General features: G+C 67.6%; 13 protein-coding genes and 2 pseudogenes. 10 read left to right on the top strand and 5 right to left on the bottom strand.

Annotated features, from left to right (window positions below; translation table 11 throughout):
• Positions 1 to 4 precede the first annotated feature (4 nt).
• Complete coding sequence (gene ccsB / locus IQ220_RS05625) at positions 5 to 940, top strand: c-type cytochrome biogenesis protein CcsB (protein ID WP_186699762.1); 936 nt, start codon at positions 5 to 7, stop codon at positions 938 to 940.
• Positions 941 to 991: 51 nt separating this feature from the next.
• On the opposite strand, the gene rpe is transcribed toward ccsB, so the two are convergent.
• A complete protein-coding gene (rpe, locus tag IQ220_RS05620) occupies positions 992 to 1,675 on the bottom strand; it encodes a ribulose-phosphate 3-epimerase (RefSeq protein WP_186699760.1) in 684 nt (227 codons plus the stop codon).
• Between the two features lie 190 nt (positions 1,676 to 1,865).
• On the opposite strand from rpe, the gene glpX reads away from it, so the two are divergent.
• The 7 genes and pseudogenes from glpX (at position 1,866) to IQ220_RS05585 (ending at position 8,910) form a co-directional block, all read left to right on the top strand.
• Positions 1,866 to 2,870, top strand: coding sequence for a class II fructose-bisphosphatase (glpX, locus tag IQ220_RS05615; protein WP_186699758.1), 1,005 nt, complete (start codon positions 1,866 to 1,868; stop codon positions 2,868 to 2,870).
• 34 nt (positions 2,871 to 2,904) lie between these two features.
• A complete protein-coding gene (locus tag IQ220_RS05610; protein ID WP_193913500.1) occupies positions 2,905 to 4,215 on the top strand; it encodes a glutamyl-tRNA reductase in 1,311 nt (436 codons plus the stop codon).
• Between the two features lie 133 nt (positions 4,216 to 4,348).
• Complete coding sequence (locus IQ220_RS05605) at positions 4,349 to 5,644, top strand: glucose-1-phosphate adenylyltransferase (protein WP_186699754.1); 1,296 nt, start codon at positions 4,349 to 4,351, stop codon at positions 5,642 to 5,644.
• A gap of 116 nt (positions 5,645 to 5,760) precedes the next feature.
• Positions 5,761 to 7,179, top strand: coding sequence for an NADP-dependent phosphogluconate dehydrogenase (gndA, locus tag IQ220_RS05600; protein WP_193814369.1), 1,419 nt, complete (start codon positions 5,761 to 5,763; stop codon positions 7,177 to 7,179).
• A 10-nt stretch (positions 7,180 to 7,189) separates the two neighbouring features.
• Positions 7,190 to 7,929 (top strand): annotated as a pseudogene (gene pgl / locus IQ220_RS05595) (6-phosphogluconolactonase).
• A gap of 56 nt (positions 7,930 to 7,985) precedes the next feature.
• Positions 7,986 to 8,468 (top strand): CIA30 family protein, encoded by a 483-nt coding sequence (locus IQ220_RS05590; protein WP_255460150.1) that lies wholly within the window; start codon positions 7,986 to 7,988, stop codon positions 8,466 to 8,468.
• Complete coding sequence (locus tag IQ220_RS05585; RefSeq protein WP_370566339.1) at positions 8,407 to 8,910, top strand: hypothetical protein; 504 nt, start codon at positions 8,407 to 8,409, stop codon at positions 8,908 to 8,910. The genes IQ220_RS05590 and IQ220_RS05585 overlap by 62 nt, the downstream gene beginning before the upstream one ends.
• On the opposite strand, the pseudogene ilvD reads toward IQ220_RS05585, so the two are convergent.
• The 3 genes and pseudogenes from ilvD to upp all read right to left on the bottom strand — a co-directional run bounded on the left by ilvD (position 8,894) and on the right by upp (position 11,636).
• Positions 8,894 to 10,563: pseudogene (ilvD, locus tag IQ220_RS05580) on the bottom strand (dihydroxy-acid dehydratase). The gene IQ220_RS05585 and the pseudogene ilvD overlap by 17 nt on opposite strands.
• Positions 10,564 to 10,592: 29 nt before the next feature.
• Entirely contained in the window at positions 10,593 to 10,955 is a 363-nt protein-coding gene (locus tag IQ220_RS05575; RefSeq protein ID WP_228008881.1) for a hypothetical protein, read from the bottom strand.
• A 24-nt stretch (positions 10,956 to 10,979) separates the two neighbouring features.
• Positions 10,980 to 11,636: a uracil phosphoribosyltransferase gene (gene upp / locus IQ220_RS05570; RefSeq protein WP_186699743.1), complete on the bottom strand. Its 657-nt coding sequence runs from the start codon at positions 11,634 to 11,636 to the stop codon at positions 10,980 to 10,982.
• 39 nt (positions 11,637 to 11,675) lie between these two features.
• Here upp and IQ220_RS05565 point away from each other — a divergent pair, with 39 nt between their 5' ends.
• Positions 11,676 to 12,200, top strand: coding sequence for a pentapeptide repeat-containing protein (locus tag IQ220_RS05565; RefSeq protein WP_193913498.1), 525 nt, complete (start codon positions 11,676 to 11,678; stop codon positions 12,198 to 12,200).
• Positions 12,197 to 13,267 (top strand): cobalamin biosynthesis protein CobW, encoded by a 1,071-nt coding sequence (gene cobW, locus IQ220_RS05560; protein WP_193913496.1) that lies wholly within the window; start codon positions 12,197 to 12,199, stop codon positions 13,265 to 13,267. Before IQ220_RS05565 ends, cobW begins: the two co-directional genes overlap by 4 nt.
• Before the next feature lie 14 nt (positions 13,268 to 13,281).
• On the opposite strand, the gene IQ220_RS05555 is transcribed toward cobW, so the two are convergent.
• Positions 13,282 to 13,560, bottom strand: coding sequence for a hypothetical protein (locus IQ220_RS05555; protein WP_186699738.1), 279 nt, complete (start codon positions 13,558 to 13,560; stop codon positions 13,282 to 13,284).
• Between the last annotated feature and the right edge of the window lie 165 nt (positions 13,561 to 13,725).

Raw genomic sequence — 13,725 nt, 5'->3', positions numbered from 1 at the left:
AACCTTGCCTGATCTGCTCCACGATCCGGTTCTTGCCCTGGGCCTCGCCGCCTTCGCCCTGCTGCTGCTGGTGCTGCCTCTGGCGTTCTGGGCCCTGAGTGGCGGTCGCAACAGCTCCGTGGTGCGGGTGCTGATCGCCACGGCCAACCTCTGTCTCACCGCCCAGCTGGTGCTGCGCTGGATCGATTCCGGCCATTTCCCGATCAGCAATCTCTACGAGTCGCTCTGTTTCCTGGCCTGGGGCTGCACCCTCACCCAGCTGCTGGTGGAGCGCAGCTGGCCATCACCGCTGGTGCCGGCTGCCGCCACGCCGATGGCGCTCGGCTGCGTGGCCTTCGCCAGCTTCGCCCTGCCCGATCGGCTTCAGGAGGCCTCCCCCCTGGTGCCCGCCCTGCGTTCCAGCTGGCTGGTGATGCACGTGAGCGTGATCATGTTGAGCTACGCGGCCCTGCTGGTGGGATCGCTGCTGTCGGTGGCCGTGCTGTTCACCGACAGGGGCCGGGCCCTGGAGCTGCGCAGCAGCTCGATCGGCAGCGGCGGCTATCGCCAGGCCCAGCTGGCCTGCGATGGTCCGGGTGCCATGGCGGCGCCGATGAAGCTCTCCAGCGTGTCGATTCCGATCGCCGAGCAGCTCGATTCACTCAGCTACCGCACGATCACCGTGGGCTTTCTGCTGCTCTCGGTGGGATTGGTGAGCGGCGCGGTGTGGGCCAACGAGGCCTGGGGCAGTTGGTGGAGCTGGGATCCGAAGGAAACCTGGGCCCTGATCTGCTGGCTGGTGTATGCCGCCTACCTGCACACCCGCCTGATCCGTGGCTGGCAGGGTCGCCGCCCGGCGATCGTGGCCTCGGTGGGTCTGGTGGTGATCGCCGTCTGCTACATCGGCGTCAACCTGCTGGGCATCGGCCTGCACAGCTACGGCTGGTTCTTCGAGAGCTGAGCGCTGAGACACCAGATCTCCCCCTCTGGGGAGCCTGGCCGGTTCAGCTGTTCAGACCGCCACGGGGGCGGGCCGGCGGCTCTGACGGATGCCGGTGATGGCGTCGGCATAGCTGGGCTGGTTGAACACGCCCGAGCCGCTCACGATCGCGTTGGCTCCGGCTTCGATCACCTTCCAGGCGTTCTCGGCCTTGATGCCGCCATCCACCTCGATCCAGGGATCGACGCCCTTGGCATCACACATCCGCCGAAGGTCACGAATCTTGTCCACCTGGCTGTCGATGAAGCTCTGGCCCCCGAAGCCGGGGTTCACGCTCATGACGAGCACGAGATCGCAGAGTTCAAGGCAGTACTCGAGCGTGTCGATCGGGGTGCTGGGGTTCAGCACAGCACCGGCCATCTTGCCGAGATCGCGGATCTGGGCCAGGTTGCGGTGCAGGTGCGGACAGGCCTCCACCTGCACCGAAATGATGTCAGCGCCGGCCTTGGCGAAATCAGCCACATACTTTTCGGGCTCCACGATCATCAGATGAACGTCCAGCGGCTTGCTTGTGACCGGCCGCAGCGCCTGCACGATCAGGGGGCCGATGGTGATGTTGGGCACGAAGCGGCCGTCCATCACGTCCACGTGGATCCAGTCTGCACCGGCCGCATCGACGGCCCGCACGTCATCCCCGAGCCTGGAGAAGTCGGCGGAGAGGATCGATGGTGACACCACCAGGGACTTGCTGCTCATGGGACGGCCGCTGGGCTAGGGGAAATTCAGTGTAGTTAAGGCCCCGCCAGGCCCTTGGCTGCGCCCCCGGGCCGGCCGGGAGGCGCTGCCATCGCTGATACAGTGAGGCCCGCTTCCTGACTGAGATTCCGCACAGCAGCTGCCATCTCAGGCCCGATCACGAAGCCTCCTCCCCTCTTGCCGGACCACTGTGGATCGCACCCTTATCCAGGAAATTCTCGAAGTTGTCGAACAGGCCGCCATCGCCTCGGCCGAACTCACGGGCCTGGGCAAGAAGGACGAGGCTGACGCGGCTGCCGTGGAGGCGATGCGCAAGCGCATGGGCCAGATCGCCATGCAGGGTCGCATCGTGATCGGCGAGGGCGAGCGGGATGAGGCGCCCATGCTCTACATCGGCGAGGAGGTGGGCAGCGGCACCGGCCCCGGCGTGGACTTCGCCGTGGACCCCTGCGAGGGCACCAACCTCTGCGCCAACAACCAGCGCGGCTCGATGGCGGTGCTGGCCGCCTCAGACCGTGGCGGCCTGTTCAACGCCCCGGACTTCTACATGAAGAAGCTGGCGGCGCCCCCGGCCGCCAAGGGCAAGGTGGACATCCGCAAGAGCGCCACCGAGAACATCGAGATCCTCAGCCAGTGCCTCGGCATGGCCAAGAGCGACCTGGTGATCGTGGTCATGGACCGTGCCCGCCACAAGGACCTGATCGCCGAGATCCGCGCCACCGGCGCCCGGGTTCAGCCCATCTCCGACGGCGACGTGCAGGCCGCCATCGCCTGTGGCTTCGCCGGCACCGGCACCCACTGCCTGATGGGCATCGGCGCCGCACCTGAGGGCGTGATTTCAGCCGCCGCCATGCGCGCCCTTGGTGGTCATTTCCAGGGCCAGCTGGTGTACGACCCTGCCGTGGCCCAGACCAAGGAGTGGGAAGGGCTCACCCGGGAGGGCAACCTGGCCCGCCTGGCCGAGATGGGCATTGCCGATCCCGACAGGATCTACGAAGCCAACGAGCTGGCCTCCGGAGAGAACGTGGTGTTCGCTGGCAGCGGCATCACCGATGGCCTGCTGTTCCACGGGGTGAAATTCGAGAAGGACTGCACCCGCACCAGCTCGCTGGTGATCAGCACCCTCGACAACTCCGCACGCTTCACCGACACCGTGCACATCAAGGCCGGTGCCCAGAGCATCGCGCTGCGCTGAGCCGGCACCGATCAGCTCACACCGCGCTGCCACCATGCACATCGCCGTTGTCGGTCTGAGTCATCGCACGGCTCCAGTGGAGATCCGGGAGCGCCTCAGCATCCCGGAGCAGGCCATGGATGCCTCGCTCCAGCAGTTGCGAGACGACGATCAGGTGCTGGAGGCCTCCATCCTCAGCACCTGCAACCGGCTGGAGATCTACACGCTGCTGCGCCATCCGGAGCAGGGCATCTCCTCGATCGGGGCCTTCCTCAGCCAGCACTCCGGCCTGGCGGTGGATGAGCTCACCCCCCACCTGTTCACCTACCACCACGAGCAGGCTGTCGACCACCTGCTGCGGGTGTCGGCCGGTCTGGATTCGCTGGTGCTGGGCGAGGGCCAGATCCTCTCCCAGGTGAAGAAGATGGTGCGGCTCGGCCAGGAGCACCGCTCACTGGGCCCGATTCTGAACCGGCTTCTGAACCAGGCGGTGAGCACCGGCAAGCGGGTGCGCACCGAAACCAACCTGGGCACGGGTGCCGTCTCGATCAGCTCGGCGGCGGTGGAGCTGGCCCAGCTGAAGGTGGGCCAGGCGCGGGGGGTCGATGACCTGGTATCCCTCGATCAGGAGCAGGTTGCCGTGGTGGGGGCCGGCCGCATGGCGCGGCTGCTGCTGCAGCACCTGCAGGCCAAGGGATGCCGGGGTGTGGTGCTGCTCAACCGCACCGTGACCCGAGCCGAACAGCTGGCGGCCGATTTTCCGGTTCTGCCGGTGCAGTGCCGCCCCCTTGAGGATCTCGACCACTGCCTCAGCACCTGTTCGCTGGTGTTCTGCAGCACGGCCGCCGAGGACCCGATCATCAGCGCCGAGCGCCTGACCGGCCTCAACCGCCGCAGCTCCCTGATGCTGGTGGACATCGGCGTCCCCCGCAACATCGCCGCCGACTCCGCCGAGGTTCCTGGTGTGCAGGCCTACGACGTGGATGACCTTCAGGAGGTGGTGGCCCGCAATCAGGAAGCCCGCCGTGAGATGGCCGCCGAGGCCGAAGGACTGCTGCATCAGGAGTCTCGCCTGTTTCTGGAATGGTGGGACGGTCTGGAGGCGGTGCCCGTGGTCAACAGACTGCGGGTGCGGTTGGAGGACATCCGCGAGCAGGAGCTCCAGAAGGCCCTCAGCCGCATGGGGCCCGATCTGTCAGCCCGGGAACGCAAGGTGGTGGAAGCCCTCAGCAAGGGCATCATCAACAAGATCCTTCATACGCCGGTCACCAACATCCGGGCACCCCAGTCGCGCACCCAGCGGCGCTCGGCGATGCGGGTTCTGGAGGAGCTGTTTGAGCTTCAGGAGGACGATCCCAGGCCGTGATCTCCCTTTCCGTGACCTGCATCACCTGATCGAGGTGTTGGTCACCACAGTTGAAGCCGGGCCCGCGCCCGGCACTGCCCCGCCGGAACCCCAGTCCTGTACGGTCGCCCCATCAGAGTAGGAATCAGGAAACATGAAACGCGTTCTAGCCATCATTCTCGGGGGGGGAGCCGGTACACGCCTCTACCCACTCACCAAGATGCGTGCCAAGCCGGCGGTACCTCTGGCCGGCAAGTATCGCCTGATCGATATTCCCATCAGCAACTGCATCAACTCAGAGATCAACAAGATCTATGTGCTGACCCAGTTCAACAGTGCCTCCCTGAATCGACACCTGTCGATGAGCTACAACCTATCCGCCGGCTTCGGCCAGGGCTTCGTGGAGGTGCTGGCTGCCCAGCAGACCCCCGACAGCCCGAGCTGGTTTGAGGGCACGGCCGATGCGGTGCGCAAGTATCAGTGGCTGTTCCAGGAGTGGGACGTGGATCACTACCTGATCCTCTCCGGCGACCAGCTCTACCGCATGGACTACAGCCTGTTTGTCCAGCACCACATCGACACCGGTGCCGATCTCTCCGTGGGCGCCCTGCCGGTGGATCCTGTCCAGGCCGAGGCCTTCGGCCTGATGCGCACCGATTCCCAGGGCCACATCCAGGAGTTCCGGGAGAAACCCAAGGGTGCCGACCTGGAGGCGATGCGTGTGGACACCGAGAGCCTGGGCCTCTCCCACGAGGAGGCGGCGCTGCGGCCCCACCTGGCTTCCATGGGCATCTATGTGTTCAGCCGCCAGACCCTCTTTGATCTGCTGAACACCAATCCCACCGCCAAGGACTTCGGCAAGGAGATCATTCCCATCTCGTTGGCCCGTGGAGATCAGCTGCGCAGCTACCTGTTCAATGACTACTGGGAAGACATCGGTACAATTGGTGCCTTCTATGAAGCCAATCTAGCCCTCACCCAGCAGCCCAACCCTCCATTCTCGTTCTACGACGAAAGGTTTCCGATTTACACACGCCCCCGCTACCTGCCGCCCAGCAAGCTTCAGGACGCCCAGGTCACCGAGTCGATCATCGGCGAGGGTTCCCTGCTGAAGGCCTGCAGCGTGCATCATTGCGTGCTGGGGGTCAGGAGCAGGGTTGAAAACAACGCGGTTCTGCAGGACACCCTGGTGATGGGCTCGGATTACTTCGAGTCCTCCGAGGAGCGCAAAGCCCTGAGGCAGAGCGGCGGCATTCCGATGGGCGTGGGCAGTGGCACCACCGTGAAGGGCGCCATTCTCGACAAGAACGTGCGCATCGGCAAGGACGTGACCATCATCAACAAAGATCACGTGGAGGAGGCGGATCGCCCCGAACTGAACTTCTACATCCGCAACGGAATCGTGGTGGTTGTGAAGAACGGCACCATCGCTGATGGCAGTGTGATCTGAGGCTCCAGGGCCTAATCAGGCCAGGAGATGCTGACACAGGCGCCCGGGTTGTGACGGTTCAGCCCCGCAGGCCGGGGCTCTGGCCACACTGAGGGCACAGCCCTTTTTCCAACTGCATGGGTACGGCACATTTCGGTCTGATCGGTCTCGGCGTGATGGGCGAGAACCTGGTTCTCAATGCCGAGCGCAACGGGTTTTCGAGCGTTGTCTACAACCGCACCTACGCCAAGACGGAGGCCTTCCTGCAGGGCCGGGGCGCCGGCAAGGACATCGTTGGCGCCAAAACCCTGGAGGAGTTCGTAGCGGCCCTGGAGCAGCCCAGGCGGATCCTGATGATGGTGAAAGCCGGCCAGCCGGTGGATGACACCATCGCCTCGATTGCCCCCCTGCTGGCGGAGGGCGACCTGCTGATCGATGGTGGCAACTCCCTCTACACCGACACGGAACGGCGGGTGGCGGAGCTGGAAAGCAAGAGCTTCGGCTACATCGGCATGGGGGTGTCCGGCGGCGCCAAGGGAGCCCTGGAGGGCCCCAGCATGATGCCCGGCGGCACCCGCAGCGCCTACGACGCCATTGAGCCGCTGGTGCGCAAGATGGCGGCTCAGGTGGAGGACGGCCCCTGCGTCACCTACATCGGTCCAGGCGGTGCCGGTCACTTTGTCAAGACCGTGCACAACGGCATTGAATACGGCATTGAGCAGATCCTGGCCGAGGCCTACGACCTGATGAAGCGCTGCGGCGGCATGGGCGGCGACGCCATGGCCGATGTGCTGGGTCTGTGGAACAGCAGCGAGGAACTGGCCTCCTTCCTGGTGGAGATCACCGAGGTGTGTCTGCGCACCAAGGACCCCGCCAGCGGCGGCGATCTGGTGGAGATGATCGTGGATGCGGCCGGCCAGAAGGGCACCGGACTCTGGACGGTGGTGAGCGCCCTGGAGATGGGGGTGCCGGTGCCCACCATCTATGCGGCCCTGAATGCCCGGGTGATGAGCTCCCTGCGGCCGGAGCGCCTCGAAGCCGAGGCGGTGCTGCCCGCCCCGCCGGCCCATGCCGTCGATCTCGGCGATGCCGCTGCGGGCCTGCCCCCCCTGCGCGATGCCTGCATCGCCGCCTGCATCGTGAGCTACGGCCAGGGCATGGCCCTGCTGCAGGAGGCCTCCAAGCTGCACGACTACGCCCTCGACTTCGCGGCCATCGGCCAGATCTGGAAGGGCGGCTGCATCATTCGCGCCCGACTGCTGCAGCGCATCCAGGATGCCTACACCGCAGCGCCCGAGCTGCCGAACCTGATGCTGGATCCCTGGTTTGCCGAGCAGATCAACCAACGGCTGCCGGGGCTGCGCCAGATCGTGGCCGGGGCCGCCCTGGCTGGGATCCCTGTGCCCTGCCTCTCGAGCACGCTCGACTACATCGACAGCTACCGCACCGCTCGCCTGCCCCAGAACCTGGTGCAGGCCATGCGCGACTGCTTCGGCTCCCACACCTATGAGCGGGTCGATCAGCCAGGATCGTTCCACACCGAATGGATCAGCTGAGGCGCAACCGATGCAACCTGCCAGCACCCGATCGGAGGGCACGGCCTACAGCGTGGAGCGATGGGACAGTGGCGAGCAGCTGGCCCACCGCGCCGCCGAGCTTATCGCCACGGCCATCGACCTGGGCCTGGCCCAGCGGGATCGCTGCCAGATCGCCCTGGCCGGTGGCACCACCCCCGAGGTGGCCTACAGCCGGCTGGGGCAGGAGCGGCTGGCCTGGGATCGGGTGGATGTGCTGCTGGGCGATGAGCGCTGGGTTCCAGCCGATGACCCGGCCAGCAACACCCTGATGCTGCGGCGCTCGCTGCTGGCCCAGCCCCCCGGCAGCGGCGCCCGCCTGCACCCGGTGGCCACCGACCTGGCCAGTCCGGAGCAGGGGGCCAGGGCCTATGCCGAGCTGCTGCGCCTGCTCTGCCCCGGCGATCCGCCGATTCTGGATCTGGTGCTGCTCGGCCTCGGCGACGATGGCCACACCGCCTCTCTGTTTCCGGGCACCGGCGCCGCCCTGGAGCGCCAGCGGCTGGTGACGGTGGGCGAGGGCAAGGGACTGCCCCGGATCACGCTCACGGCGCCTGTGCTCTCGGCAGCGCGGCGGGTGATCTTCCTGGTGAGCGGTGCGGCCAAGGCCCAGGCCCTGCAGAGGCTGCTGGATCCGATGGACCTGCGGAGCGCACCCCGGCGCGGCTGGTGCAGCCCTCCACCACCATCACCGTGCTCGCCGACCACGGGGCGGCAGGGGCGCTGGCGTGATCGAGATCGTCACGGGGGATGGTTTCAGCGGCTGGCAGGCCCTGAACGACACGATCATGGGGGGCCGCAGCCAGGGGCGCTGTCAGGCCGGTCCTGGCGGTCTGCAGTTTCAGGGCGAGCTGGTGGAGGAGGGCGGCGGGTTCGTGAGCTGTCGCTCGCCCCTGTTCTCTCCGCCCCTGGATCTCTCCAGCGCTGAAGGCCTGGAACTGGAGCTGGCGGGCGGTGGGCGGCGCTTCAAGCTGGCGCTGGCCTGCGCTGACGGAGTGGCCGGACTCACGGAACTGATCCCCGGCGGTCTGCGCTGGGTGGTGGAGTTCGCCACCCAGGCCGAAGGCAGCACGCAGCTGAGCGTTCCCTTCAGCAGCCTGCGCCCCTCGGTGCGGGCCCGACCGGTGGGCCTGCCGCTGCGTTTCGATGCCTCCCGCATCAACCGGCTGCAGTTGCTGCACTCCCGCTTCGGCGATGACGGCAGCCCGAATGCGGGTTTCCGGCCCGGCCCGATCAGCTTCAACCTCCAGGCCATCCGTACCTATCCCTGACCCCAGCGACCTGCCCGAGGCCGACCTGGCCCAACGCGTGGCGGCGGCGGCCGATCTCTGCCGCAAGCCGCTGCGCCACGCCGTGCTGACCGCAAAGGATCAAGCTAAGCCGGACGCGCCCAGCCTGGAGCAGATGGCCGAGCTGCAGGACTGCTGCCTGAAGCTGGAGGTGCGCAGCCCTGCCGGAGAGCGCCTTCCTGAGGAAGACCTGGAACTGGAGCTCTACCGCAGTGGCGATGACCTCCACCTCACCCTGGCCTGGGCTGCGGACCCGGAGCTCCCCATGCTCTGGCAGGGGCGCCATCCGGTGTGGATGAGCAGCAACGGCAGTCGCTGCGAACGGCCAGGGGCGGGGCTGCCGCTGGAAGCGCTGGCGCGGCGGTTGCGGGCCCTGCTGAGGCCGGAACCGCCCGCTCCGGATCTGCTCAAGCCAGATCGGTGACAGCCCCGAGGCTGCTGCTGCTCACCAGGCGGGCGTACTTGCCCAGCACGCCCGTGCGGTAGCGGGGTTCGGGGCGCACCCAGGCCGCCCTTCGGCGCTCCAGCTCTTCAGCAGCCACGTTGAGCTGCAGCAGCAGCTGATCGGCATCCACGGTGATGCTGTCGCCCTCCTCCACCAGGCCGATGGTGCCGCCAACGGCCGCTTCCGGCGCCACGTGGCCCACCACCAGCCATAGGAACCCCCGGAAAAGCGACCATCAGTGATCAGGGCCACCGATTCCCCCAGCCCCTGGCCCACGATCGCGGCGGTGGGGGAGAGCATCTCGCGCATGCCGGGGCCGCCCACCGGCCCCTCGTAGCGCACCACCACCACATCCCCGGCATGGACGGCGCCGGCCAGGATCGCCTCCAGAGCACTCTCCTCACTCTCGAACACCCGCGCCGGCCCGGTGATCACCGGGGTCTTGACGCCGGAGATCTTGGCCACGGCTCCCTCTTCCGCCAGGTTGCCCTTGAGGATCGCCAGGTGGCCCTTGGCGTAGAGGGGCCGGCTGAGGGGGCGGATCACATCCTGGTCTGCCGGTGGGGTGGAGGGCACGTCGGCCAGCACCTCGCGCAGGGTGCGGCCCTCGATGGTGCGGCAGTCGCCATGGAGCAGGCCGGCCTCCAGCAGCAGCTTCATCACCTGGGGGATGCCCCCGGCCCGGTGCAGTTCCACCGTCACATAGCGGCCACTGGGCTTGAGATCGCAGATCACCGGCACCCGCTGGCGGATCACTTCGAAGTCGTCGATGCTGAGGGGCACGCCGGCCGTGCGCGCGATGGCGAGCAGGTGCAGCACCGAATTGGTGGAGCCGCCCACGGCCATGATCACGCTGATGGCGTTTTCAAAAGCCTCCCGGGTGAGCAGATCGCGGGGGCGGATGTCGGCGGCGATCGCCCGCACGAGCACTTCGGCGGAGCGGGCGGCACTCTCGGCCTTCTCCGGGTCTTCGGCCGCCATGGTGGAGCTGTAGGGAAGGCTGAGGCCCAGCACCTCGAAGGCCGAACTCATCGTGTTGGCGGTGAACATGCCACCGCAACTGCCGGCACCGGGGCAGGCGTTCTTCTCGATGGCGGTGAGCTCGGCCTCGTCGATGCGGCCGCCGGAAAACTGGCCCACGGCCTCAAAGGCGCTCACCACGGTGAGATCGCAGGGCCCGAGTCTGCCGGGCTTGATCGTGCCGCCGTACACGAAGATCGCCGGGATGTTCATGCGGGCCATGGCCAGCATGGCTCCGGGCATGTTCTTGTCGCAGCCGCCCACCGCCAGCAGGCCGTCCATGCTCTGGGCGTTGCAGGCGGTTTCGATCGAATCGGCGATCACCTCGCGGCTCACCAGGGAATACTTCATCCCCTCGGTGCCCATCGAGATGCCATCGCTCACCGTGATGGTGCCGAAGGTCTGGGGCATCGCCCCCGCCAGCTGGGCGGCCTGCTCGGCACGGCGGGTGAGGTCGTTGAGGCCGAGGTTGCAGGGGGTGATCGTGCTGTAGCCGTTGGCGATGCCGATGATCGGCTTGGCGAAGTCGCCGTCGCCGAAGCCCACAGCCCGCAGCATGGCCCGGTTCGGGGAACGCTGAACGCCCTGGGTGATGGCAGCGGATCGGAGCATGGCCTCAGCGGAAAGTGCCTGCAAGCAACTTACCGAGAGCCCTGACGGCCAATGCTGAGGGTTTCCAGCTGACGGCGCACATCCTCGATGGCCTCGTTGAGCTGGTGCACCTTCTGGTGCAGCTCCCGGTCATTGCTGGCCGCCAGGGAGGCCGGTGCCGGCAGGCCCTCCACCGCCCCACCGCTCTCCTGCAGCCGCGAGAGCCGCAGCACCCGCTGCTGGCGCATGCTGCCGCGGCGCTGATCCGCTTTCGACAGCAGCCACCAGCCCAGGCCGGCCGCGCCGAGCACGGCTCCGGCCAGGGCACTGATCAGCAGGGCCGAGGAGTCGCCGGCAGCGGCGCCGGCCGCCGCACCGCCTGGGTGTCTCTGACCAGCCTGGCGATCAGCCATCAACAGTGCACAAGTGTTCCAACCCTAGGCAGAGGCAGCGGCCGGGACGACAGCTCCGTTTCCGGGGATGCCGAACAGCCTTTCAGCTACAGCGCCGATACCCGGCTCAATCGCCCCATCGCCGGTCAGATCAGGATCGATGCAGCCGGCGTAGAGGGTGAGACTGGGAAACTGCTCACCGATGGCCTTCAGGCCCGGCGAGGCCACCAGGGCCGTGATCACCCGCAGCCGGTCGCCCTCAACCCCCCGCTGCCGCAGTTGGTGCAGCAGCTCCAGCAGGCTGTGGCCGGACGCCACCTCCGGTGCGAACACCAGCACGCCGCAACGGCTCTCGATCTCTGCTGGCAGCAGGGTGCCGAGGCGATCCACGTGGCGCACACGGGCCGCCGGCAGCACCGCCCGGGCCCCATCCCAGAGCCCCAGCCCGGCCGTGAGCACGGGCAGGGCCAGGATCGGCACCTCCCCATCCACCACCCGACCTTCGGTGGCGCCCAGACAGCCCTCGATGGCGGTGTTGCGCTGGGGCAACCAGTCGCGCACGGCCTCGTAGGTGAGCCAGCGGCCCAGCTCAGCTGTGGCGGTGGCGTAGACGGCCGCTGGGGTGTGCCTGCTGCGCAACACACTGAGCCAGTGGCCGATCAGGGGGTGGGGGGGAACCACCACCCGCAGGGTCATCCCCATGGTTGCCATAACTTGATGCCTCACCGTAGTTGTGCGTCCATGGCCGGCATCCGCTCGCCGCTCCACCCCCTGTCACGCCTGCTGCTGGTCGGGGTGCTGTTGCTGGGGGTGCTGGTCGGTGGATCACCGGCGGCCCTGGCGATCACCGCCCCCGAGCTGCGCGGCCAGCGGGCCGTCCAGGATCTGCAGCCCGACATGCACGGCCGCAACCTGCGCCAGCAGGAATTTCTCAAGGCCAGCCTGGATGGTTTCGACTTCAGCGAGGCCGACCTGCGCGGCGCCGTGTTCAACGGCAGCTCCCTGCGGCAGGCGAATCTGCAGGCAGCCAACCTCGAAGACGTGGTGGCCTTCGCCAGCCGTTTTGACGACAGCAACCTGGAGGGGGCCGTGCTGCGCAACGGCATGCTGATGCAGAGCCGCTTCCGCGGCAGCCGGATCGACGGGGCCGACTTCACCGACGCCGTGCTCGACCTGCCCGAACAGAAGGCGCTCTGCGCCCGGGCCAGCGGCACCAATCCGCTCACGGGAGTGAGCACCCGCGAGAGCCTCGCCTGCCGCCCATGACCACCCAATCTTCCGTCCGTCTTCCCGTCACCGTGGTGACCGGCTTCCTGGGCGCCGGCAAGACCACCCTGCTGAGGGAGCTGCTGCTGCATGGAGGCCAGCGCCTGGCGGTGCTCGTCAACGAGTTCGGCGAGGTGGGGCTCGATGGAGCCCTGCTGCGCAGCTGCGGCTTCTGCCCTGAGGAGGAGATCGGCTCGCGCCTGGTGGAGCTCACCAACGGCTGCCTCTGCTGCACGGTGCAGGACGACTTCCTGCCCACCATGCAGCAGCTGCTGGAGCGCGCCGACCAGCTCGACGGCATCCTGGTGGAAACCAGCGGCCTGGCCCTGCCGGAACCGCTGCTGGCGGCTCTGGGCTGGCCCGAGATCCGCAGCCGCACCTGGGTGAATGGCGTGGTCACAGTGGTGGATGGGGCCGCCCTGGCCCAGGGGTCGGTGGTGGCGGATCCTGCGGCCCTGGAGGCCCAGCGCCTGGCCGATCCAAGCCTCGACCACCTCACCGCCATCGATGAGCTGTTCGCCGAACAGCTGGAGTGCGCTGATCTGGTGCTGGTGAGCCATGGCGATCAACTCGATGCCGCTGGTCTCGAGCGCATCCAGGAGCGGGTGACGCCGCTGGTGCGCCCCGGCACGCCGCTGCTGCCCATGGAGCGCGGTGGCATCGATCCGGCATTGGTGCTGGGGCTGGCCGCAAAGCAGCCTGACGGCTCGGCCGCTGAGCATCTCAGTGCCGATGACCACCCCCACGACGGCGACAACCACGACCATCACGACCACACCCATGTGGCGATGGAGTCGGTGGCGCTGGAGTGGAACGGCGAGTTGGAGCGCTCATCCCTGGAGGCTGCCATCCGCCGCCTCTGCCAGGAGAAGGGGATTGTGCGGGTGAAGGGCCGGCTCTGGATGCGCGGAAAGGACAGACCCCTGGTGCTGCAGGCGGTGGGCCCGCGGCTGGAGAGCTGGTTTGAGCCTGCCGCCCAGCCCCATGCCCCCGGGGTGGAGCTGGTGCTGCTGGGCTTCGGGCTCGACCGGCACCAGCTGGAGCAGGCCCTGATCCAGCAGCCCTGATCCGGGGCTAGCGCCTAATCCAGGGGGAAATCGCCCTGGGCGCAGACCCCGTTCCAGCAGAGGGCGGGGTCGTCTGTCCAGCGGGCCTCGACGGGAATCCAGACAGGCGATGGATTGCCAGGGCTGGGTCGCTGCATGGTCACGGCCCCGCGGCCGTCATGGCGGAACTCCAGGCGCTGATCGTCGAGCAGCAGACTCCAGCGCTCTCCCAGCCTCTCCACCAGCAGACTGCAGGCGCGCCACGGGCCTGAGCTCTGGCGACAGCGCAGGGGAATCGGCTCGAGTGGCCGCACAGGTTCACGCTCAGCATGGGACCCTTCGGCCTGCGTCCCACCAGCCGGGGGCCCTTCAGGTGGAGGGCTGGCCAACGCGGGCAGCAGCAGCAGCAAGGCCACCAGGCAGCCGTGACCGAGGCAAGCCAGCATGCGGTGCCCTGCACAACGACCCCTTCAACCTGT

The sequence above is a fragment of the Cyanobium sp. LEGE 06113 genome, from assembly GCF_015207615.1.
This window is presented reverse-complemented; position numbering and strand designations above follow the sequence as displayed.